This is a genomic window from Rhodococcus sp. NPDC059968 (assembly GCF_042738615.1).
Taxonomy (GTDB): domain Bacteria; phylum Actinomycetota; class Actinomycetes; order Mycobacteriales; family Mycobacteriaceae; genus Rhodococcus_F.
The window spans coordinates 74,861-96,214 of record NZ_JBHWUE010000035.1 but is presented as its reverse complement, the minus strand read 5'-3'; the positions used below and the strand labels follow the sequence as shown (position 1 = coordinate 96,214).

At 66.0% G+C, this 21,354-nt stretch carries 19 protein-coding genes and 1 pseudogene; 5 read left to right on the top strand and 15 right to left on the bottom strand.

The window, feature by feature from the left end; translation table 11 throughout:
* Positions 1 to 338 precede the first annotated feature (338 nt).
* The 5 genes and pseudogenes from ACFWAY_RS25975 to ACFWAY_RS25955 all read right to left on the bottom strand — a co-directional run.
* Positions 339 to 728 (bottom strand): annotated as a pseudogene (locus ACFWAY_RS25975) (pyruvate dehydrogenase); the annotation flags it as partial.
* A 56-nt stretch (positions 729 to 784) separates the two neighbouring features.
* A complete protein-coding gene (locus ACFWAY_RS25970) occupies positions 785 to 2,794 on the bottom strand; it encodes an acetoacetate--CoA ligase (protein ID WP_378455502.1) in 2,010 nt (669 codons plus the stop codon).
* A gap of 31 nt (positions 2,795 to 2,825) precedes the next feature.
* Positions 2,826 to 4,592, bottom strand: a complete 1,767-nt coding sequence (locus ACFWAY_RS25965) for an FAD-dependent oxidoreductase (RefSeq protein ID WP_378512661.1) — start codon at positions 4,590 to 4,592, stop codon at positions 2,826 to 2,828.
* Positions 4,585 to 5,475 (bottom strand): fumarylacetoacetate hydrolase family protein, encoded by an 891-nt coding sequence (locus tag ACFWAY_RS25960; protein WP_378512660.1) that lies wholly within the window; start codon positions 5,473 to 5,475, stop codon positions 4,585 to 4,587. Before ACFWAY_RS25960 ends, ACFWAY_RS25965 begins: the two co-directional genes overlap by 8 nt.
* A 66-nt stretch (positions 5,476 to 5,541) precedes the next feature.
* Positions 5,542 to 6,114, bottom strand: coding sequence for a VOC family protein (locus tag ACFWAY_RS25955; RefSeq protein WP_378455499.1), 573 nt, complete (start codon positions 6,112 to 6,114; stop codon positions 5,542 to 5,544).
* A 310-nt stretch (positions 6,115 to 6,424) separates the two neighbouring features.
* Here ACFWAY_RS25955 and ACFWAY_RS25950 point away from each other — a divergent pair, with 310 nt between their 5' ends.
* The 5 genes from ACFWAY_RS25950 to ACFWAY_RS25930 all read left to right on the top strand — a co-directional run bounded on the left by ACFWAY_RS25950 (position 6,425) and on the right by ACFWAY_RS25930 (position 11,547).
* Complete coding sequence (locus ACFWAY_RS25950; protein ID WP_378455498.1) at positions 6,425 to 7,702, top strand: PucR family transcriptional regulator; 1,278 nt, start codon at positions 6,425 to 6,427, stop codon at positions 7,700 to 7,702.
* Positions 7,703 to 7,929: 227 nt separating this feature from the next.
* The gene (locus ACFWAY_RS25945; RefSeq protein WP_378455497.1) at positions 7,930 to 8,427 is read left to right on the top strand and encodes a flavin reductase family protein; all 498 of its coding nucleotides are present in this window, start codon (positions 7,930 to 7,932) and stop codon (positions 8,425 to 8,427) included.
* 73 nt (positions 8,428 to 8,500) lie between these two features.
* The gene (locus ACFWAY_RS25940; protein WP_378455496.1) at positions 8,501 to 9,142 is read left to right on the top strand and encodes a 3,4-dihydroxy-2-butanone-4-phosphate synthase; all 642 of its coding nucleotides are present in this window, start codon (positions 8,501 to 8,503) and stop codon (positions 9,140 to 9,142) included.
* A gap of 140 nt (positions 9,143 to 9,282) precedes the next feature.
* A complete protein-coding gene (locus tag ACFWAY_RS25935) occupies positions 9,283 to 10,446 on the top strand; it encodes an acyl-CoA dehydrogenase family protein (protein WP_378512659.1) in 1,164 nt (387 codons plus the stop codon).
* Between the two features lie 720 nt (positions 10,447 to 11,166).
* Positions 11,167 to 11,547: a nuclear transport factor 2 family protein gene (locus tag ACFWAY_RS25930; protein WP_378455494.1), complete on the top strand. Its 381-nt coding sequence runs from the start codon at positions 11,167 to 11,169 to the stop codon at positions 11,545 to 11,547.
* 878 nt (positions 11,548 to 12,425) lie between these two features.
* On the opposite strand, the gene dmpG is transcribed toward ACFWAY_RS25930, so the two are convergent.
* From dmpG to ACFWAY_RS25880, 10 genes are all read right to left on the bottom strand, one after another.
* Entirely contained in the window at positions 12,426 to 13,445 is a 1,020-nt protein-coding gene (gene dmpG / locus ACFWAY_RS25925) for a 4-hydroxy-2-oxovalerate aldolase (protein WP_378455493.1), read from the bottom strand.
* On the bottom strand, positions 13,442 to 14,413 hold the full coding sequence (locus tag ACFWAY_RS25920) for an acetaldehyde dehydrogenase (acetylating) (protein ID WP_378455492.1): 972 nt from the start codon (positions 14,411 to 14,413) through the stop codon (positions 13,442 to 13,444). Before ACFWAY_RS25920 ends, dmpG begins: the two co-directional genes overlap by 4 nt.
* On the bottom strand, positions 14,410 to 15,228 hold the full coding sequence (locus ACFWAY_RS25915; RefSeq protein ID WP_378512658.1) for a 2-keto-4-pentenoate hydratase: 819 nt from the start codon (positions 15,226 to 15,228) through the stop codon (positions 14,410 to 14,412). Before ACFWAY_RS25915 ends, ACFWAY_RS25920 begins: the two co-directional genes overlap by 4 nt.
* A gap of 55 nt (positions 15,229 to 15,283) precedes the next feature.
* Entirely contained in the window at positions 15,284 to 16,066 is a 783-nt protein-coding gene (locus ACFWAY_RS25910) for an SDR family NAD(P)-dependent oxidoreductase (RefSeq protein ID WP_378455490.1), read from the bottom strand.
* A gap of 44 nt (positions 16,067 to 16,110) precedes the next feature.
* The gene (locus ACFWAY_RS25905) at positions 16,111 to 16,446 is read right to left on the bottom strand and encodes a non-heme iron oxygenase ferredoxin subunit (protein ID WP_378455489.1); all 336 of its coding nucleotides are present in this window, start codon (positions 16,444 to 16,446) and stop codon (positions 16,111 to 16,113) included.
* A gap of 85 nt (positions 16,447 to 16,531) precedes the next feature.
* The gene (locus ACFWAY_RS25900) at positions 16,532 to 17,035 is read right to left on the bottom strand and encodes an aromatic-ring-hydroxylating dioxygenase subunit beta (protein WP_378455488.1); all 504 of its coding nucleotides are present in this window, start codon (positions 17,033 to 17,035) and stop codon (positions 16,532 to 16,534) included.
* A 50-nt stretch (positions 17,036 to 17,085) separates the two neighbouring features.
* On the bottom strand, positions 17,086 to 18,399 hold the full coding sequence (locus ACFWAY_RS25895) for a Rieske 2Fe-2S domain-containing protein (protein ID WP_378455487.1): 1,314 nt from the start codon (positions 18,397 to 18,399) through the stop codon (positions 17,086 to 17,088).
* 46 nt (positions 18,400 to 18,445) lie between these two features.
* Complete coding sequence (locus ACFWAY_RS25890) at positions 18,446 to 18,724, bottom strand: hypothetical protein (protein WP_378455486.1); 279 nt, start codon at positions 18,722 to 18,724, stop codon at positions 18,446 to 18,448.
* A gap of 11 nt (positions 18,725 to 18,735) precedes the next feature.
* Positions 18,736 to 19,932 (bottom strand): NAD(P)/FAD-dependent oxidoreductase, encoded by a 1,197-nt coding sequence (locus ACFWAY_RS25885; protein WP_378455485.1) that lies wholly within the window; start codon positions 19,930 to 19,932, stop codon positions 18,736 to 18,738.
* Positions 19,933 to 20,066: 134 nt separating this feature from the next.
* Positions 20,067 to 21,209 (bottom strand): MFS transporter, encoded by a 1,143-nt coding sequence (locus tag ACFWAY_RS25880; protein WP_378512657.1) that lies wholly within the window; start codon positions 21,207 to 21,209, stop codon positions 20,067 to 20,069.
* Positions 21,210 to 21,354: the final 145 nt, after the last annotated feature.

Here is a 21,354-nt window from a genome sequence, read left to right as displayed (position 1 = left end):
GACGATTCATTTCTGTTCCATCAATTCTCGACGGCTCCGGCACTCCTGTACCGACCCTAGGGGTCGGCACAGAGACTGTGATCTCACCGGATGTCGTTGTGTGAGTAGCCTTGTCTCGCTCACCCTGCGGTGAGGTGTCCTGGCCTGTGGGCCGGCGCCCGGAGTCTTTCACGGCGGCGGCGAGGCGTGCGGTATTGCGGTACAGCCGCTTCCGCGGTCGGTCCGGGTCCTCGATCCGCCAACCTGATGATCCAGGGCCGGCGCTCGGTAGGGCGATGTCGTGCGTCGAGTGCCGGACACAGCAGCCGTGCGTGGAAGCGCCGCGTCCGCGGCCCGTGAGGTTGGGTGGCACGGGACGGTCGATAGGACTGCAGGCCGCCGAACTCGCGCAGGGTGGTCAGGTACTTCTCGTCGAGCTAACCGAGCAGGTAGTTGATGTCGTGCAGAACGGGGGAGGCGTGCGGATTGACCGACACCCGGTCACCCGGCTGGAGTTGCTCGAACCACAGCGAGGTCATGATCGAGACCATCGACGCGCACGACGCCTGGTGACCACCTACCTTCAGGCCGCTGGGGTTCGGCCGGATCCGATTGGCGTGGTGGATCATCGACGTCGACAACCACAACACCCGCTGCCGGATCGATTCGAGCGTCTCCAGATCCACCGAACCGCCGGCTGCTGCGACGGGGCTCGCGGTCCCGTGTTCGACTGACAGGGCGTTGTTCATTGTTTCTCTTTCGTTTACGAGTGCTGCGTGGGGGCAACAGGGCTGTTCCGAGGGGACTATCGCTCCCTGAGCAGGTCAGCCGCTCTCGCGCTGTTGCGGTGAAAGCGTTCGGCATAGTCGATGTACCAGTCGAGGGCAGCAGTGTCGGCGACGGTGGCGCGGTTGATTGCAATCTCGGGGGCCACTCCCTGGATCAGCTTCTTGACGGGAATCTCGAGCCGCTTGCCGGTGCGGGTGGTGGGAACTGCAGGGACATCGATGATCTCGTCCGGGACGTGCCGGGGCGAGGTCTCCCGGCGGATCGTGGTGCGAATCTTCTCCACGAGCGCCTCGTCGAGGTCATATTCTTCGCGCAGCACCACGAACAGCGGCATGTGGTAGCCGCCGTTGGGTAGTTCGGCGCCGATCACCAGTGCCTCGGCGATTTCGGGAAGCGCTTCGACGGCTTGGTAGATGTCGGCCGACCCCATCCGGACACCGCCGCGGTTGATCGTCGAGTCCGACCGCCCGCGGACCACGCAACCGCCGTCGGCTTCCATGCTGATCCAGTCGCCGTGCCGCCACACTCCGGGGTAGACCTCGAAATAGGCTTCCCGATAGCGGCTTCCGTCGGGGTCGTTCCAGAAGTGGATCGGCATCGACGGCATCGGCGCGGCGATCACCATTTCCCCGACCTCGCCGACGACCGCCTGACCGGCCTCGTTCCAGGCCTGCACATCGACCCCCAGGTAGGGGCCTTGGAGTTCCCCCACGCGAACGGGGGAGAGCGGATTGGCACCGATGAATCCGGTGGCCACGTCGGTGCCGCCGCTGTCCGACCCCAGGTGCACGTCCGCGCTGACTGCGTCGTAGATCCACCGCCAGGTGGTGTCCGGTAGCGGGGAACCGGTCGACATGATCGACCGCAAGCTCGACAGGTCGAAGTCGGCACCGGGCTGTGTGCCGGCTTTTTCACACAGCGTCAGATAGGCCGCACCGGTGCCGAATCTGGTTGCCTCGTATCGAGAACAGACCTCGAATTGGCGGTCGGGCCGGCCGTAGGTGGGGCTGCCGTCGTAGGTGATCACCGTGGCGCCGACCGCCAGGACGTCGACCAGCATGTTCCACACCACCCAGGCGGTGCTCGCGGCGATGAACACCCGATCCGCAGGGCCGAGGTCGTAGTGCAGCGCGTTGGCCTTGAGGGCTTCGAGCAGGATTCCGCCGTGCGAGTGGACGATGCCCTTGGGAAGGCCGGTGGTGCCGGAGCTGTAGAGGATCCACAACGGGTGATCGAATGGCACCTGCTCGTACTGTGGTGCGGCGTCCCCGACGACGAGGTCGGCGTAGTAGGCGATACTCTGCCGGTACTCACCCTCGAAGGGGAGGCCGAGGTTGTCGACGACGATGGCGTGGCGCACGCTCGGGAGCTGGTCCAGCAGGGCGGAGAAGACGTCGCGGCGGTCGATGCGCTTGCCGTTGAACTGGTAGCCGTCCACCCCGATCAGCACTGTCGGCTCGATCTGCGCGAAGCGGTCGACCAGTCCTTTGACACCGAAATCCGGTGCGCAGCATGACCACACCGCACCGACGCTGGCCGCGGCCAGCACCGCGACGACGGTGGGCGCGATGTTCGGCAGCATCGCGGCGACCCGGTCGCCGGGCCGCACTCCGATCTCGCGGAAGTGCGCGGCGAGGTTGGCAACCTGCGCGACCAGCTCGGCCCGCGAGAGTTCCCCGGTGGTACCGGTTTCGTCGACCGAGATGATTGCCGGCCCGGCATGGTCGGCATGGCGGACCAGGTTTTCGGCCCAGTTCAGATGGGCGTCGGGGAACCACCGAGCACCGGGCATCCGCGGGTCGGCGAGCACCGTGTGCGGTGGCGCCGAGGCGATGACGTCGAAATACTCCCAGATCGAGAGCCAGAACTTCTCGAGGTCACTGATAGACCAGCACCAGAGCGAGTCGAAGTCGGTGGTGGGGACCTGCCTCTCGGTAGCGAGCCAGCGTTGGTATCGGCTCATGTTCGAGGCCGAGACCCGCCCGGGCGGCGGCGTCCACAACACTTCACGTCCTGGCGCGGTCATTGTCGTGCGTCCTTTCCAGTGGCTCCCGCCGTCAGCGTGCGAGCACGGTGCCGAGTGCGCGGATGAGCTCGTCGGCGGCGTCGACGCTGGTACCGGTGCTGCGCCAGGCGACGTGGTTGTCCGGGCGGACCAGGATCGCCCCGGTGTCGTCGATCTGGCGGAGCTCACTCCAGCGACCGGTGGGGTCGGTGTAGTCGGTGCCGTCGCCGATCTGCGCGACCTTGATCTGGACACCGAACTTGTCCTTGGCCAGTCGGGCGGCGTCGGACCATGCGGCACCGTCCACGGCGGTGATGAGCACGAAGTGAGCATTGTTCTCGGTGAGGTCGTGGGTGGAGATCTGCCGGCCGTCGTGCTCGATCCACGCGTGGGGCAGGCGGTGCCCGGGACGGGTGGTGGGGAAGTAGGTGCGGCCCATCGGGTCTCGGGGCGGTGCCTCGGTGCCGTCCGGGACGAGTGCCCCGTCCCGGTAGGCGAAGCCGATCTCGAGGTCGTGAGCCTGGAATTCGGCGCGCTGGGTACTGATCACCTCGGCCGCACGCGCTCGGCGGGTTTCACCCATCGGGGTGTCGGAGAAGTAGTCCCGGAATACCTGGACCTGAGCTTCGACAGGCTGCCCGGGGATCAGGCCGAGTCCGGCGTCGATGACCATGTGGTTGAGGAAGGTGAACATGGCCCAGTCGACGTTGCGCATGCCGACGAGGCGGCGTTCGGGCTCGTAGGTGTCGAGCAGGGCGGGGGCGGCGTCGCCTTTAACGACCGCAGCCAGCTTCCAGACCAGGTTGTGGGCGTCCTGGATGGCGGTGTTCAGGCCCAGCCCGGTGGTGGGCGGGTGTCGGTGGGCGGCGTCGCCGGCGAGGAAGATGCGGCCCACCTGGTATTTGTCGGCGAGCACGCCCTCGAGGATCCAGTGGCTGACCTTGTGGATCTTCATTTCGAGGTCCGGCAGTCTGAGCAGTTCCCGGATGCGGGGAACGATGGCGTCTTCGTCGAACCGGGCGGGATCGTCCGGGCGGAAAGTGAAGTGCAGGACGAATTCTTCCGAGTGCTTGCCCCACGTGGGCCCCATGGCGGCCATCGCGCCGCTGTTCCAGGAACCGGCGCCCTCGGGGTTGAGGAGCCAGGTGATCAGGACGTCGTCCTCCCAGTGCTGCGACAGGTCCGCGGTGAAGTGGGTGCTGACCATGTCGAGGATCCCGGTCGGGCCCTCCATCGTCACTCCGAGTTCGGGGCCGACGGTTTTGCCGCCGTCGGCGGCGACCATGTACTGGGCGTGGACCGTATAGGTCTCCTGCGTGTCACAGTCCAGGATGATGGCGTGGATTCCGTCGGCGTCCTGTTGGAACGAGACGAGTTCGCGGCCGAAGTGGATCGATTCCGGTGCCCTCTTCTCCGCGTGCTCGCGCAGCAGCGGTTCGAGTCGGATCTGCGGGTAGTTGGTGGACGGGCACGGGCTGTCGACGGCGTATTCACTCTCGAGTCGTCCACCGCCGAAGGCGTCGAGGGTGTACAGGGTGCGCCCGTCCAGTTCGCCGTCGCCGCCGAGGGAGGTGACCCACCGGGTCGTGCCCATGTTCTTCGGCGGTGTGCCCACGTCGTAGACCGAGTCCGCGACACCGACCTGGCGCAGCACCTCCATCGTCCGCTGGTTCAGGTAGTGGGCCTTGGGCAGGTGGGAGGTGCCGGTGTGCCGCTCGACGAGATGGTGATCGATGCCGTGCTCGGAGAGGAGGATCGAGGTGGTCAGGCCACAGCCGCCTCCACCGACGACGAGTACGGGGACGGTGATGTCAGACATGGTGAGTGCTCCTGGAAACAGTGGTGAGGGGGTGCGGGCGATCGGTGGAGGTGAAGCGGTGCCGCATCTCGCCGATACCTTCGGCGCGGCTGACGAGTTCGTCGTCGATGTCGACGAGCCGTTTCGGGTCGCGGGTGAATCCGATTCCCGAGGGGGTGCCGGTGAAGATGAGGTCGCCGGGGCGCAACGGCAGAATCGAGGACAGGTAGGACACGAGGACCGGGATCGGGAAGATCAGGTGCCGGGTCCGCGACTTCTGCATCAGTTCGCCGGAGAGGATCGTGCTGATCTCGATGTCGTCGGGGTCGGCGAATTCGTCGGGCGTCACGAGCACCGGCCCGAGCGGGGCGAATCCGGCGAACGACTTGCCGAGGTTGAACTGTTGTGGCGGGGGACCGGACAGCTGCAGGTCCCGCTCGGAGAGGTCCTGGCCGAGGGTCAGCCCGGCCACGTGGTCCCAGCCCTGGGAGGCGGGAACGTTGCGGGCTTCCTTGCCGATGACCGCCACGAGTTCGACCTCGAAATCGACTGACCCGCCGGGGTGTTCGATGGTGTCGTAAGGCCCGGTGATCGAGGCGGGGAACTTGGTGAACACGAATGGGGCGTCGGGTAGGGTGAGCCCTGATTCCTCGACGTGGTCGGCGTAGTTGACGCCGACGGCGAAGATCTGGCCGGGCCGGGGAACCGGAGCGTGCAGCGTCGACTCGTCCACCGGTACCCCGTCGGCGAAGTCCGCAGTGCGTGCCCATGCGGTGAACTCGTCCCACCGGTCGAAAATCTGCTGGGGTTCGGCGGAAAAGCGGCCCCCGCTGGCCGTCTCGACGTCGACGGCGACGCCGTCTGCCACGATCTGGAGCCGGCCGGCTTGGTTTGCTACACGCATGAAAGAAGTCCTTCGGTGATCGATCGGAGTGCTGACCTGTCGGGCCGAGCGTGAACTCGAGTGAGGTCAGCTGGTCAACGCCGCCATCGGGTCGGGCAGGTCGGGGCTGGTCTGCAGGGCCCAGGAGTGGGTGGTGATCTGCGAGATCGGGGTGCCCTGCACGAGTGCTTCCCGCATCAATTCTGGTACGAACGACACCCCGACGGGGTTGTTGCCGTACTCCGGCCCGTTCATGTAGGCCGTCGCCTCGTCCGGTGTGGTGAAGTTGTCGATCTGCAGTTCGACGAAGTTTCCGTCCGGATCCTGGTAGTACAGCGACGTCGTCACCCCGTGCTGGATCGGCACCCTCGGCTCGATCCCCTTCTGCTTCAACGAGTCGTACCGGTCGAGCAGATCCTCGAGGGTGCCGAAGGTGTAGGCGGTGTGGTGCATACCCGCCGCTGCGGGATTACGCGGTTCGAGCTGCACCGGGGCACCGAGCAGGGCGACCCGGTGGTGCTCCTCGTCGAAGGTGATGAAGCACAAACCGTGGCCCTCGTAGACCACGTGCGCGTCCAACACCGTGCAGTACCAGTCGCGCATCTCCTCGAACCGGCTGGTCTGCAATACGACGTGTGCGAACTTGGGGGTGGCGGTCATCGTTGACTCCTTCGATTCTCGCGGTCGGCGACCGCGAGGGGGTAGGTGAAACCCGGTTACCGGATGTCCGTTCGACGGCGGCATGTGTCGTACCTGACAGACCTGCTATAGCTGATAACAGCGAGCGCACCGCCCTGGTGCCGTAGACCTTCGTTGTGGTCCCCGTCACGTAATGGGGCCTTTCCATTTCACGAAATTCCGCCGGGGTTGGCCAGTGGCTGGGGAACAGGAACTTCGACAGAAATTGGTTTACAACCCAAAACAGCTGGTGTGCTGGCTGTACCGTTGAGGTGGATCGGAAGGATGTCGCGTGGCGCACTGGACTGGTGAACTCTCGGGAACACGTGCCCGGCAATCGGAGCGCGAGTGGCTCAGCCCGGACGCCGAACGGATTCGCGCCGTGCTCGGCGACGGCGCGGTGACCTGGGCCGTCGAAGTCGGTCAGGACATCGCCACCACGATCTCCCGGAAAGTCCCCGCGCTGGGCGACGGGGTGGCACCTCCGGATGCGTTGCGGCGGGCGACCACCTCGACAGCGCTGCGGGCCCTGACGCTGGTCGCCGGTATCGGCGAGTCGGAGACCTCGCTGGCCAGTGCCGAGGTCGAGGAGATCGCCGTCGACTTCGCCCGCCGGGGTATGGAGCTCAACGATCTGCTCCGGGCCATCCGTGTCGGGTACGCCGTGCTGGCGGCGGCCCTACTCGACGCGGCGACCCGCCTGATCGCACCGAGCGAGAGCAGCACCGAGCTACGCCGCATCTCCCTGCTGCTCTTCGAGGTGCTCGACGACTTCACAGGTGTGGCCGCCGCGGCCTTCCTCGAAGAGCAGAGTGCGTGGGCCGCGGGGGTATCGGCGGCGCGGCTCGATCTCGTCACCAAGATCATCGCCGCGGACCCCATCGAGTCTGCCCACGCCGAAAAGACCCTCGGCTACCCCCTCGACGGCCACCACGTAGCCCTCATCGCCTGGAGTGGCCCGCACGCGAGCCACGACCTGCGGGCCGTCGTAGACCCGGTATTTCGGCACTGGGGAACACCGACGGCATCGTTGGTGATCCCGGTAGGGCTGCAGGCGATCTGGGCGTGGGGCGCCGTCACCCCGGACCCGACCCGTGCCGTGACATCCTCCCTGCCCGCCTTCGGCGACACCTTCGTCGTCGCCGGTCAACTCGGCTCCGGGATGGACGGATTCCGCAGAAGTCACCTCGAGGCCCGCGCGGTCGAGCGGCTGGTTCGCCTGCGGGTGGGCCATCCGCCCACCACCACCGCTCACGAGCACATCGCCCTCGAAGTGCTCCTGCTCGCCGACCCGGAAGCTGCAGTGCAGTTCGCCTCCCGCCTGCTCGGCCCGCTCGCCGACGACGACCCCCGGATGGCCGATCTGCGTTCGACCCTGAGCCTCTACCTCGACATGGACCACAGCCTCGCCAAAGTTGCTTCGGCAGAGCATATTTCGAAAAACACGGTGACCTATCGTGTGCAGAAGGCGTTGAGTCTGTGCACACCTTCGGACGGGTCGGCCACGGACCTGCGGGCCGCGCTCCGCATCTACGAGTGGCTTCGAGGCGCCCCCATCGCTCCGTGGTAGCGATCGCAGGTCGATAGGTCGAACCCGCCACCGATTGGTTCAGAAACCAAAAGTCGGCAGCAACCCTGGGTTCTGCGGTAGTGCGAACCACGCACCTCATGCGCTCTACTTGTGGTGTAGGACACACCAGCCCCGGTGATCGGGAGGGCCTTGGAGGCCAGCCACCGGACACCGTCCATCCGCCGGGATCCGCGGTGAGAACCGCAGTCGACAGAAGGAAGTCTACGATGCACACCCCCTTGAGTCCTGTCCAGGAAACGTTCAAGGACGTGATGGCACACGTGGCGACCCCGGTCGCCGTGGTGACCTCCATGGACGGCGGTCTGCCCTTCGGCACCACCGTCAGCGCCTTCACCTCCCTGTCGATGACACCTCCGATGGTCCTGGTCTCCCTGGACAAGGGATCGGAGACACTCGAGCTGATCACTGCATCGAAGAAATTCGGGTTGAACGTGCTGGCCAGCGACCAACAAGGCACCGCGCTCGAGTTCGCGAAGAAGGGTGGAATAGGCAAGTTCCACGGCGTCCGGTGGGAAGTCGACCATGGCCTCCCCCGAATCGCCGGCGCCGCCGGGTGGATCGCCTGTCACGTCGACCACTTCGTCGGGGGCGGCGACCATCTGGTCGTGCTCGGCAACGTCGTCGCAGCAGAAAACAGCTACGGCGATCCGCTCACGTACCACCGCCGCGTCTTCGGCACGCACTCGGCATTGGAGTCCGCATAGCACGGCCACCTCAGTCAAGCAGCGACCAGAGTAATAGCCCGCAGCACAGGTTTTCGCAGAAGGAACGCACGCCATGACAACATTGTTCGCGCCCCGCGCCTCGCACCAACGGTCATGGTCGACGATCGCAGCCGGGAGCCGCACCCTCGCCGCCGGCGAGCCGATCATCCTCAGCCATCATCGCCGCCTCGTGCTCGTCGGGTGCGCCGGCGCCGCGACCACCGAGCAGATGGCTTTCCTGATCCGCCACACCACAGGATTTCTGCAGGTGGCGCTGCACGAACGGATCTGCGACCGTCTCGTCCTCCCGGAAGCGACCCCCATGGTTCGGGCCACGTCCACGCTCGGCCACGGGCAATGTGTCACCGTCGACGCCGCTGTCGGCGTCACCACCGGGATCTCCGGAGCAGACCGGGCGCACACCGCCCGCATCCTCGCCGACCCGACCACGGACCCCGGCGACCTCACCCGGCCCGGACACCTGGTGCCGGTTCGCGTGACACCCACAGAGTTTCGCAGGCACCTGACCACCGCCGCCCTCGCCCTCGCACTCACCGACGCCGCCGCAGCCCAGTACTCGGGAGCGGTGTTCGCCGACCTCGAAGGCATCGGCGACCCCACCAGTGTCGGTGATCGACACGACGCCGAAATCCTCGCCGACCGGTACGGGCTCACACTGGTCGCCGGCCCGGACCCCGAGAACAACGTCCGCTGACAGCTACCCGCCGTGCCGCACGCGACACGCACACCAACCAGCACCCGCACATCACAGGCGCGGTCCCCGCATGCCCTGAGCTGCGCCGATTCGCACCCCACAGCACCAAGACAGCCACCCCCCACGCACCGGAGGAAACAATGGACATCACCCGCACCGAACTCATGAACCGGGTGCACGCCCTGGTACCGGCCTTCGCCGAACGCGCACAGAAAACCGAGGAGAATCGTGCTCCCCTCGACGAGACGATCACCGACCTCGTCGACTCGGGAATCCTGGCCACGCTGACACCCGAGGCCTACGGCGGACTCGAACTCGGACTCGACGTCGCCGCCGAGATCGTCCGCACCATCAGCGCGGCCTGCCCCTCGACCGGATGGGTCACCTCCTTCTACATCGGAGCGGCCTGGCGAATGAACATCTTCACCGAGCAGGCACAACGAGAAGTGTTCGCAGACAAGCCCTACACCCTCACCGCCGGTACCGCGGCTCCCCTGGGGCAGGTGCAGAAGGTCGACGGCGGCTACCGCATCACCGGGCAGACGGCATGGAACTCCGGCTCGGTGCACGCCGAATGGTTCACCTTCGCCGGCGTCGTGTTCGAGGAGGGAAGCGCCCCTACCCCGCTGTGGTTCCTCGTGCCCCGCGAGGACGTCAAGATCCTCGACACCTGGTACATCGCCGGCATGTCCGGCACCGGCAGCAACGATGTCAGTGTCGACGACGTCTTCGTCCCGGACTACCGCACCGGTCCGTTCGCTCTCGCCCTCGCCGGCGCCGCTCCCGGGCAGCTGATCCACCCCAACCCCATGTACCACCTGCCCTTCCTGCCGTTCGCGATGGCCGAGGTCACCCCGGTCGTCGTCGGTGCGCTGCGTGGCGCGGCGGACGCGTTCGTCCAGCGCACTCGGGAGCGGCAGGGAACCATCAGCCAGGAGAAGGCCTCCGGCAAACAGGCCGCCCAGATGCGGCTCGGCCGGGCGGTGGCCGCCGCGGACGCCGCCGAAACCCTCCTCGACGCCTTCTTCGAACGCCTCACCGCACAGCGGCCCGAGCAGTCCGACCCCCGCGATCGTGCCGAGATGAAGCTCAAGGCGGCATATCTGGCAGATATGGCCCGTAACGCCCTCAACGACATGGTGCGCGGAATCGGTGGCGACGGGTACCGAAACTCGGCACCGATCCAGCGGTTCTTCCGCGACCTGTCCGTGCTGTCCGTGCACGCCTTCCTCGATATCGACACGGCATCGGAAACGATCGGCCGGTTCACCCTCGACCTTCCCGTGTCCGATCCGCTCCTGTAACCGGATGTTGCTACCCCTCACCCCGAGCCTCGGCCGCAGCCCGCCCGCCCGGGGCTCGGGATGAGCAGTCGAGCAATTGCTCAGCGTCCGATCACCGCTCCGCTCCAATCACCGCCGAAACTCAGCCGGCCCAATGAACGATGCGATCATCGAGCAGCAACGAGACGGGCAACTCGGTGAATCGGCATCGACCGGCGCAAGATCACGAGAAGACACACAGGTGAGCAGTAACCCGACGATCGAACGCCTCGACGACGCGGCCAGCGACCTGCTGTTCGCGGGAGCGCGAACAGTCAACAACTTCGCATCGACCCCGGTCGGCGATGGCGAACTCGCGCAGATCTGGGAATGGGCCGCTGGGCGCCGACGGCCGCGAACTCCCAACCGCTGCGCGTGCAATTCGTGCGCACCAACGACGCCCGCCGCAGGCTGCTCGAGCACCTGGACGAGGTCAACCGTGAGAAGACGACGTCAGCTCCCGTCGCCGCAATTCGCGAGGTAGACAGTGGACTTCACGATCACCTTCCCGGGGCTGCCCATCCGGCCACAGATGGGCGAGGTCTTCGCCGCACGTCTCCCCAGACTCGACCCCGCAGAGACCGTGCACTGGGCGTGAGGAGCTGCAGACGGCTCTCCCGATCGTGCCCGTCTCAAATCCAGATCGACCCCACACACTCCCGGGTCCGTTTCCGTCACATCACCAGAGAAAGAGAGTCCGCGATGACCACAGACACGACCGAGGTCGAGACCACCCGCAAACTGCTCGAAGCCGCCGACACCGACATCGCAGCGTTCTTCGACTACTTCTCCGACGACTGCGTCTTCCGGATGGGGAACAACGCCCCCGTCGTCGGCAGGAGCGCGATCCAATCCTGGGTAGCGCAGTACCTCACCTCGGTGGCGTCGATGCGCCACGAGATCGTCGAAGAATGGTCGGAAGGCAACGTTGCCGCGCTTCGGGTGGAGGTCACCTACACCTTGCAGAACGGTGAATCCTTCACCCTCCCGGCCGTGACGCGCACCCGCGTCGAGCACAAGAAGGTGACCGAGTACCTGATCTTCATGGACCCCAGTCCCGTTGCCTCTGACACCACGCGATAGACGTCCACAGCGCCCCCCCGGGGGGCCGGCTGTCTCGTTGAGCACAACACCGAGACACGAAATCCCTGCGATAGCCCTGCCCCGCGATCTCCCGCGTGCAGGCGGGGCGCACCGGCCGGCGGTACACACCGTCGTCCGACAGATTCGCATAGGCTCACATTGTGCTGTGCTGCGCGTAGGTGTGCACCGAGCCGGCAGACGCCATCGAGTCGGCGGGGGAGGTTGACATCTCGTCACTACCGCAGAAGAACCGATCGGCGGTAGCTCAGCGCCCACCAGCAGTTGCCCTACCCCCAAAGACGCCGAAAATCCCGTCACGAACACGAAGGGCCCCACCCCGGATCCTCGGTGTGAGGCCCTTCGTGTCGGCAGGTCCTTAGCGGTGTGTGAAGTGCCGTGATCGCTCCTCCGAACGCGGCCATGCCTTCCTGTACGGCACCCTTCGGCGACCCGTAGGTTGAGCTGGAGAGTCGTTGACCAGGTGCTACGGCATTGTGACCACGGCGTATCCCTGGTGATCCCTGCCGGGCTGCAGGCGATCGAGCGTGGGCACTGTCACTCCGACCCGACGCGTGCCCTGACATCCTCTCTGTCCGCTTTCGGTGACGCCTTCGTCGTCGCCGGCCAACTCGGTTCCGGGGTGGACGGATTCCGCAGAAGTCACCATGAGGCCCGGGCGGTCGAACGGCTGGTTCGCCTCCCTTCAGGCCATCCACCCACCGCCACCGCTCACGAGCACGTTGCCCTCGAAGTGCTCCTGCTCGCCGACCTCGACATGGACCACAGTCTGGCCAAAGTCGTCTCTGCTGAGCATATTTCGAAAGACGCGGTGACCTATCGAGCGCAGAGGGCGTTAACGGTGGTGGTATCGAGAATGGTCATGGCGCGGCGGTCAGGTCGAGCGCGATGTCGGTGATCATGTCTTCTTGTCCGCCGACGAGTCCGCGTTTGCCGACTTCGAGGAGGATGGTGCGGACGTCGATGCCGTACTGCTTTGCGGCGGTTTCGGCGTGGCGGAGGAAGCTGGAGTAGACACCGGCGTAGCCGAGGGTGAGGGTTTCGCGGTCCACGCGCACGGGCCGGTCCTGGAGGGGTCGGACGAGGTCGTCGGCGGCGTCCTGGAGGGCGAACAGGTCGCAGCGGTGCTTCCAGTTCTGGAGGTTGGCGACGGCGACGAATGCCTCGAGTGGGCAGTTGCCGGCGCCGGCGCCGTGGCCGGCGAGGGAGGCGTCGACGCGGGTGACGCCCTCCTCGACGGCGACCACCGAGTTCGCGACCGAGAGGGAGAGGTTTTCGTGGGCGTGGATGCCGATCTGGGTGTTCGGGTCGAGGATGTTGCGGTAGGCGCGGACCCGGTCGCGGACGCCGTTCATGGTCAGCCGTCCACCGGAGTCGGTGACGTACACACACTGCGCACCATACGATTCCATCAGCTTCGCCTGCTTGGCCAGGTCGTCGGCGGGGGCCATGTGACTCATCATCAGGAACCCGGAGACGTCCATGCCGAGGTCGCGGGCCTTGGCGATGTGCTGGGCGGACACATCTGCCTCTGTGCAGTGGGTGGCGATGCGGATGGAGCGGACACCGAGCTTGTAGGCGTGCTCGAGTTCGGCGATGGTGCCGATGCCGGGCAGCAACAGCGTGGTGAGGGTGGCGTGGGTGAGGTTGTCGGCGGCGGCCTCGATCCATTCCCAGTCGGTATTCGAGCCGGGCCCGTAGTTCAGGGAGCCGCCGGCGAGGCCGTCGCCGTGGGCGACCTCGATGGCGTCGACACCGGCGGCATCGAGCGCGGAGACGATCCTCGCCACGTCGTCCGGTTCGATACGGTGCCGTACCGCGTGCATGCCGTCGCGCAGGGTGACGTCCTGGATGTACAGCTGGGGCTGGGGGGTGGTCACGAGCGGGCCTCCGCGGGAATCGTGGTCTGGATGCGTCGGGCGATGGATTCGGCGGTGCGCAGGGCCGCGGAGGTCATGATGTCGAGGTTGCCGGCGTAGGCGGGCAGGTAGTGGGCGGCGCCCTCGACCTCGAGGAAGATCGACACCTTGGTGGTGACCGGGCCGGCGCCGTCGGGCAGCAGGGTGTGCACGGGTTCGCCGTTGGGGATCGGGGTGAACTGGACGTCCTGCTTGAGCCGGTAGCCGGGGACGTACTCGGCGACCCGGGCGGCCATCTCGGTGACGGACGCGCGGATGGCGTCGTGGTCGGCGTCGCCGATCAGGGCGAGGACGGTGTCGCGCATCAGCAGGGGTGGTTCGGCGGGGTTGAGGATGATCACGGCCTTGCCGCGGGCGGCGCCGCCGACCTGTTCGATGGCGTGCGCGGTGGTTTCGGTGAATTCGTCGATGTTCGCGCGAGTGCCGGGTCCGGCGGACTTGGAGGCGATGGACGCGACGATCTCGGCGTAGGCGACGGGGGTGACGGCGGAGATGGCGGCGACCATGGGGATGGTGGCCTGGCCGCCGCAGGTGACCATGTTGACGTTGTCGGCGTCGCCGTCGAGGTGCTGTTCGAGGTTGACCGGGGGCACGACGTAGGGGCCGATCGCGGCGGGGGTGAGGTCGACGAGTTTTTTGCCGTAGGGGGCCAACGCTGCGGCGTTGGCCTGGTGGGCCTTGGCGGAGGTGGCGTCGAAGATGATGTCGATGTCGGCGAAGCCGTTGAGGGCAATCAGGCCCTGCACACCGTCGGCAGTGGTGGGCACCTTCAGCCGGGCGGCGCGGGCGAGACCGTCGGAGGCGGCGTCGATGCCGACCATCGCTCCCATCTCGAGGATGTCGGAATTGCGGAGGACCTTGATCATCAGGTCGGTCCCGATATTGCCGGATCCGATGATCGCGACCTTGATCTTTGGGGTGTCGGTCATGAGTTCTCCTTCGAGAATGTGGCGGTCACGGTGCCGAGGCTGGTCAGTTCGGCGTGGATGACGGTGCCGGGTGGGGTGGGGACCATGGGGCCGAGAGCCCCGGACAATACGACCTGGCCGGCGCGCAGGGGCTGGCCGTAGTCGCGGGCGGTGCGGGCGAGCCAGGCGAGCGCCTCGAGGGGGTCGCCGAGGCAGGCGGCGCCGGTGCCCTCGGAGACCAGTTCGTCGCCGGAGAACAGCCGCATCTGAACGTCGCGGGGTTCGAATGCGTCGAGGGCGAGCCATGTTTCGCCGAGAACGTACAGGCCTGAGGAACCGTTGTCGGCGATGGTGTCGGTGATGGTGATGTCCCAGTCGGCGATGCGGGAGTCGACGATCTCCAATGCTGCCGCGGCACGGGCGACGGCGGCCCGCACCTGGGCGAGGTCGAGGTCGCCGTCGACGAGGTCGGCGCCGAGTTCGAACGCGATCTCGGCCTCGGCCTTCGGTTGCAGCAACCGGCCGCTGGGCACCTCGGCAAGAGAAGACACGTCCATGTCGGCGAACAGCACACCGAAATCGGGTTGATCCACCCCGAGTTGCTGTTGCACGGCGGGGGAGGTCAGGCCGATCTTGCGGCCGGTGATCGTCGCGCCGGCCGCGACGCGGTGGTCGGTCAACCGCTGCTGGACCGCGTAGGCGGCGTCGATGTCGTCGGTGCCGAGCAGATCCCGAATCGGGGGGCACGGTCTTGCAGCAGTGGCCGCCTCGGTGAGGCGATCTGCCGCGGCAACGGCCGCAGAACGAGTGTGTGTGCGTGGAGAGCGGGTGGCCATTCGAATCCTCGACAGTCGAGTTGTGTAATCGTTTCGTACACCGGACAAACCGTGGTCAGAGCATCGAACTGCCACCGTTCACGCTGATCACCTGACCGGTTACGTAGGAAGCCTCTTCGGAAGCGACGAAGGCTACTGTGGCCGCGACTTCTTCGACGGTCCCCGGTCGATCCATCGGGATGAGGTTGCGCATCTGGGCGCCGAAGACCGCCATGTCCTCTTTCGCTTCAGGGGCTGCGGACGCCAATTTGGCTGCGGCCTCCGGTGTCTCGATCCACGCGGGGGCGACCGTGTTCACGGTGATTCCGGCGTCTGCGAACTCTCGTGCGAGCCCGGTACCGAACGCATGCACCCCACCCTTTGCGGCGTTGTAGATCGCGTGCCGGTACAGCCCATTGCGCACGGATTCCGCTCCTATGTGCACGATCCGGCCGTAACCGGCGTCCACCATGTGGGGCAGCGCTTCTAGAGTGGTGTACAGGGTCGTCCAGAGATTGCGGTCGATGGTGGCCCGCAAAGTTTCCTCGGTGTGGTCGAACGTTGGAAGGATGACGCCACCGCCCGCGCAGTTCACCAGCACGTCTACCGCGCCGCGTTCCGTGACCGTCCGTCGGATGAGGTCGGCGGCGTCCTCACGTTGTGAGAGGTCTCCGACGACCGTGGTCACCGACGCCGCGTTGCCGGGCCGAAGGTGCTCGGCCACCGCCTCCACCGCGTCCGCACTGAGGTCTCCGAGGACGAGATCCGCCCCCTCGTCGGCGAGTCGCACGGCGATGGCGCGGCCGATGCCGCTACCGGCCCCGGTGACAACCGCAGTCCGGCCTTTGAACCTGTTCATGTGGGGTATTACCTTCCGATGGGATTCGCTCGACGCGAGGATGTTCAGTTTTCGTTCGGTGCTATGTACACCCGACCGTCGGTTACCACGGTCCGATACTTCGTCAATGCCAGCACCGCGGGAAAACACAGCGGTGCTCCGGTACGGACATCGAAGCGGGCCATGTGAAGCGTGCAGAGCACCTCGTGCCCTTCGAGTTCGCCCTCCTCGCCGAGCGACCACTTCTCGTGACTGCACGAGTCGGATGTCGCGAAGAACTCACCATCGACGCGATAGACGGCGATCCCACCTGCGGCTTCCAAGCGGAGAGTTTCGCCGTCGGCCAGATCCTCCTCGTTGCACGCGAAGATCAGTGCTTCGGTTGACGTTTCCGGTGCCATGGTCGGACCTCTCGTAAAGCGCGGATGCGGGAACGCCGATTTGTCGGCGGTGCCAATTCGTGGGTGTCGAACGATCTGATTCGTTTTAGATGATGAAGCTGATCTTGCCCTGGGGATTGAGCATGTCGTGAGCGAGAACGGCCCGCTTCCTGCGGATCAGGAAGGAGGAACCGTGAGGATCCAAGTCGTAGTCGTAGCGGCCAACGTACGTGTCGAACTTGCCGGCTTTCGCGCGGTTGATGATGAAATTGGCTGTGACGGAGATCGACTCGTTGTTCTGTGTCAGGATTCGCACATTGCCGACGATCCGACTGGTCTGTGAATGGGGAAATTCGGCATGCGCCTCCGGCTTCTTGAGGCGAATCACCCTCTGCTCGAGCATGGTGCGGCCGTCGTGGATGAGTGACCACGTGAGACCGGGGTCCGCGTCCGGCCGGTCCGTGGCGGGCACTTCGTACGTGCAGTCGAGTGTGAACAGGTCGAGCCACTCCTCGAGTCGCCATTCATCGATGAGGCCGGCTTCGTGGAACAGGAATTCCTCGACGGCGTTACGCGTCGTGATGGTTGGTGTCTCTGACACGGAAGTCATAGGGGTGTCCTTCTGAGGTGACTGGCGGATAGGAGGCTTATCGAACGAGGTCAGGCATCGGCAGCCTGCTTGTCGAAGGGAATGAAGGACGTGCCTTCGGTGGGGAGTTGCTCTCCGGTGATGCGCCGGTTCCATTCCCGCCACCAGGACCGCATCTGCAGTTCGTCGTTGGCCGCCGGCACGGGCTTGCCCATACCCTTCGACACGTCGGACCAGCCGACCTCGCCGCGTGCGCCGAACCCCTTCTGCGCCTGTTCGAGTGCCTCGACATCGTCGGGGGTCGCGAGACCCGCGGGCCCCCAGAAGGTGAGCGCATTGTTGATGCGGTACCTGACGAACTCCTCGTCGACACCCTTGGGGATGATCTGCCAACCGGTGACGAGCGTTTCCGATGGGCTCACCGGGTGGAATGTGCGCAGCGTCAAACCGAAGCTGAGATCGATCAGGATGAGGCTGGGGAAGAACACCGAATTTCGTGCCAAGCCGAACATCGCGTTGGCATAGTTCTCACCGAAGGACTGTTCGGCCTGCGACCGCAGACCGGCGAGCGTCTGCTTGACGCTGTCGGTGGCCAGGGGGAGTCCGTTGGCCGGATACATCAATGTGGCGTGCCCGTTGGGGAATTCGGTACCCATACCGGCCGGCGCCACACCGTTGACGGTCTCCTTGCCCAGCATCGGTGGTGTGGCGCCGAGTTCCATCATCATTTCGAAGTAGGTGTGATGAACGGACTTGGCGTGATATCCATCGATGCTGTTCTCGACGAGGAGCTTCCAGTTGGCCTTCAGCGAGTACTTGTGGGTTCCCTCCAGGATCGCGACGCCTTCGGGGGACTGATCGGCTGCCAGATCGATGAAATAGCGGGCTTCGCCGAGATACGTCAGCAGATCAGGCGCGTCGGGATCGAAGTTCACGAAGTAGAGCCCCCGGTAGGAATCCACCTGCGCCGGAGACTGCAGACCCTTGTACACGGCTGCCGGCTCGCTCTTGTAGTCCTCATTGCCGGGCACATTGACCAACTCGCCCGAGTTCCGGTATGCCCAGCCGTGGTAGAAGCAGGTGAAGATCTTCGCATTGCCGGAGCTGTGCCGGCAGACGGAGGACCCGCGGTGCAGGCAGGTGTTGAGCAGCACCCGGACGTCACCGTTGCGGTCCCGGTTGAAGATCACCGGTCGGCCGCCGACGTCCCGGGTCTGGAAGTCGTTCTTGCCGGGAATTTCGGACTCGTGTCCGACGTACAGCCACGTCTTGTCGAAGATCTCTTTTCGCTCGCGCTGCAACACGTCCTCGGAAGTGAAGGCTTCACGGTTGACCCGGAAAAGGTTGCTCTCGCGGTCGTCGATGATGAATTGCTCTGCGGTCATGGGGCTGATCCGTTCTGGTGAGTGCGGGCCGCGCCGGCGGCGTGAGTTAGTGGTGGTCGGCGACGCTGCGGTCGGTCGTGGTGAGGTCCCGGAAGAGCCAACTGTCGGGATCGGAGCCGGTGGCCGGGACGACCAGCACGGCGGTGGGGCCGATTGCCATCCAGTTCCGTCCGCCGTCGTCCGGTTCGGCGGGCAGGATTTCCACGGTGGTGAAGACTTCGTTGCTGAGGTCGTGCGTCCCGATGATCACGTTGACCTTGCAACCCTCGGTCTCGATGTGGAGGATCTTGTCCGGACCACCCTTGAAGTGCTGGATCTGACGCATGGGTGCCTTTCTTATCGGGCGGGTGTCTGTTCGCCGACGAGGTCCGCGAGACTCCCGCCGCGACGGTGGTTCTTGCGGAACGCAGCGACTGCTCTGGGGTCGTTGACGCTGACCTGGGCGATCGGGTTGTGGTCGGCGTCGGTATAGACGGCACGGAATCGGCCCTCCGCGATCGCACCCTCGCGATGGGCGAGTTCACCGAGCGAGGGCCTCCCGACTATCTGGATCCGGGAGCCGTACTGGTCCGACCACACGTACGGAAGCTGTGGTGCAGGGGGTTCTGCACCGGTCACGATCGCGGCGACCGCATCGGCCTGTTCGCCGGCGTTGGTCCAGTGCTCGATTCGTGCCCGGACGCCCAGCAGCGGATGTCGACGCAGGGCGAGGTCGCCGATGGCAAAGATCGACGGGAACCCCTCGACCTCGAAGCGGTCGCTGCAGTGCACCCCGCCGTCGATGGGAAGCCCACTGTCCTCGAGCCAGCGCGTGTTCGGTACTGCGCCGACGCCGACGACAACGAGGTCGGCGGGTACCTCAGTTCCGTCGGCGAGGACGACCCCCTCGACCTGCTCGCTGCCGCGGAAACGCTCCACCCGCGCTCCGGCGAGGAGCTGGGCACCGCTCAATGCGTGGATCGACGAGATCTCGCGTCCGACCTCGTCGCCGAGAACCTGACTCATCGGGATCTCGAGTGCCTCGATCAGAGTGACGTCGAGGCCGCGCCCCCGCGCCGCGGACGCGAATTCGGCGCCGATGAAGCCTGCGCCCACCACGGTCACCCGCGGCCCGCCGGTGAGAGCTTCTCTCAGAGCCGTAGCGTCGTCGAGCGTACGCAGCGTGTGAACCCCCGCCGGCACGGCAGGAATGGGAAGGGTGCGTGCGTGAGCTCCGGTAGCGATCACCAACTGCTCGTACGAGATCTGCTCGCCGGCGTGGGTGATCACCACCCGCCGTACCGGGTCCAGAGCGGTGGCTCGCACGCCCAGCCGGACGTCGAGGGCGAACTCCGCTGCGAGCTCCGGTGTGAGGAGCCGCGGAACATCCGGGACGTGCCCCTCGGCCAGGAGGTCCTTGGACAGAGGCGGTTTGTCGTACGGCCAGTGCTCCTCGCTCTCCAGGAGCACGATACGCCCGGCGAAACCGCGCTGCCGCAATGCGATTGCTGTTCTGGTGCCTGCAACCGAGGCGCCGACGATCAAGAAGGACATAGTCGAAACGTAGCCACGTATCACGCCCAGGTGGTGCGCAGTTCCGGCCGCTGGAACCGCGAATTGGTGACGAGTCGGCGAGTATGCACGCAGGACGCCGCGAGCGTATCGGCTCGGGCACTGTGATGGACCGGCTAGCGTCGACCGATGCGCGTCCGCGGCAGGATCCGCAGGATGACGGCACCTGCGACGTTGACAGCGACGGCTGCCGACGCCACGCCCAGCAACGTTGCAGGCGTGCCGATCGCATAGCAACTGTGCAGCCATGCGATCGCCGTCGGTAGTCCGAACCCCAGGTAACCCAGGCAGTAGACCCGGCCGGTCATCGTCCCCAGCCGGCCGGGCGGGGCCAATCGCTCGCAGTCACGCAAGCATCCGACCAACGTCAATCCGTATCCGATCCCCAGCACGGATACCGCGACCACGACCAGCCAGATCGACGTTGTTGCGGCGGCAACGGCGGCGGCGAGCGTGCCGGCCACGAAGAGTGTCAGTCCGATCCTGCGGACCGGGCCCGATCGCTCTGCGGTGTGCCCGACGAGTCGCTGCGCGACGAAGCCCAGTCCCAAACTCAGTAGACACAGCAGTCCGGAGAACGCCGTGTCGAAGCCTTCCAGCTGAGGCGCCACGATGGGCGGGAGCACCGCGTAAGCGATGCCGAGGGCGCCGAAGATCCACGGTGCCGCGGGTATCACCAGGAGGTGGAATGCGCGGGGAAGTGCTGTTCGATTCCCCTTCAACGGTTCTGGCCGAGCCCGCACCGCGCTGTACGTCGTCGGTCGCGTGATCAGCAGGGCGGCGGCGGCACAGAGAACCCCGTGCAGCACGAAAGGCGCGGTGGTGGGCGCGGGAGCCCACTGGTCGAGGGCGCCCGCGGCACCTGCACCCATCGCGAAGCCGCTCGTCAGGCTCATCGCCGACGCGCGTGGAGCACGGCCGGGTGTGGTCGTCAGCGAGTCGAGCGCCAGCCCGCCGATCACCATCCCGATCCCCAGCGCCACGCCGGTCGACATTCGCCCGGCGAACAACAGCGCGGGGTTGTGTGACCCGGCCGCGACCAGGATCGAACCCAGCGCGCTGACGGGTACGGCGAGCACCAGGGGAGTCCGGGTGCCCCAGCGGGTCGCCAGCCGATGCGCGAGGAGGAGCGAGGGGATCAGGCCGATGACATACGCGAACAGCAGTGTGTTCACGGCGAGTTCGCTGAATCCGCGTTCCGCCCGATACATGGTCAGCAGCGGAGTGAACTGATTGCCGCCCCAAGCGACCACGAACATCGCCGCACAGGGTGAAAACCAGTGCCGGTCAGAATGACCGGCTCGCAGCGATTCTGCCGGAGCAGTTGGGGACATCTCGGCCGGCACGGACCGCGGTCGGGACATCGGACACTTCCTAGGTTCGCGGAGGCGGAAACAACCGATG

Excerpts from the sequence above, each read along its gene's own strand:
- ACFWAY_RS25880 (WP_378512657.1), bottom strand. The coding sequence starts at position 21,209 with ATGTTCGTGGTCGCTTGGGGCGGCAATCAGTTCACTCCGCTGCTGACC.
- ACFWAY_RS25930 (WP_378455494.1), top strand. The coding sequence starts at position 11,167 with ATGACCACAGACACGACCGAGGTCGAGACCACCCGCAAACTGCTCGAA.
- ACFWAY_RS25885 (WP_378455485.1), bottom strand. The coding sequence starts at position 19,932 with ATGTCCTTCTTGATCGTCGGCGCCTCGGTTGCAGGCACCAGAACAGCA.
- ACFWAY_RS25940 (WP_378455496.1), top strand. The coding sequence starts at position 8,501 with ATGACAACATTGTTCGCGCCCCGCGCCTCGCACCAACGGTCATGGTCG.
- ACFWAY_RS25945 (WP_378455497.1), top strand. The coding sequence starts at position 7,930 with ATGCACACCCCCTTGAGTCCTGTCCAGGAAACGTTCAAGGACGTGATG.
- ACFWAY_RS25915 (WP_378512658.1), bottom strand. The coding sequence starts at position 15,228 with ATGGCCACCCGCTCTCCACGCACACACACTCGTTCTGCGGCCGTTGCC.
- ACFWAY_RS25905 (WP_378455489.1), bottom strand. The coding sequence starts at position 16,446 with ATGGCACCGGAAACGTCAACCGAAGCACTGATCTTCGCGTGCAACGAG.
- ACFWAY_RS25895 (WP_378455487.1), bottom strand. The coding sequence starts at position 18,399 with ATGACCGCAGAGCAATTCATCATCGACGACCGCGAGAGCAACCTTTTC.
- ACFWAY_RS25920 (WP_378455492.1), bottom strand. The coding sequence starts at position 14,413 with ATGACCGACACCCCAAAGATCAAGGTCGCGATCATCGGATCCGGCAAT.
- ACFWAY_RS25970 (WP_378455502.1), bottom strand. The coding sequence starts at position 2,794 with ATGACCGCGCCAGGACGTGAAGTGTTGTGGACGCCGCCGCCCGGGCGG.
- ACFWAY_RS25965 (WP_378512661.1), bottom strand. The coding sequence starts at position 4,592 with ATGTCTGACATCACCGTCCCCGTACTCGTCGTCGGTGGAGGCGGCTGT.
- ACFWAY_RS25955 (WP_378455499.1), bottom strand. The coding sequence starts at position 6,114 with ATGACCGCCACCCCCAAGTTCGCACACGTCGTATTGCAGACCAGCCGG.
- ACFWAY_RS25935 (WP_378512659.1), top strand. The coding sequence starts at position 9,283 with ATGGACATCACCCGCACCGAACTCATGAACCGGGTGCACGCCCTGGTA.
- ACFWAY_RS25900 (WP_378455488.1), bottom strand. The coding sequence starts at position 17,035 with ATGACTTCCGTGTCAGAGACACCAACCATCACGACGCGTAACGCCGTC.
- ACFWAY_RS25960 (WP_378512660.1), bottom strand. The coding sequence starts at position 5,475 with ATGCGTGTAGCAAACCAAGCCGGCCGGCTCCAGATCGTGGCAGACGGC.
- ACFWAY_RS25890 (WP_378455486.1), bottom strand. The coding sequence starts at position 18,724 with ATGCGTCAGATCCAGCACTTCAAGGGTGGTCCGGACAAGATCCTCCAC.
- ACFWAY_RS25910 (WP_378455490.1), bottom strand. The coding sequence starts at position 16,066 with ATGAACAGGTTCAAAGGCCGGACTGCGGTTGTCACCGGGGCCGGTAGC.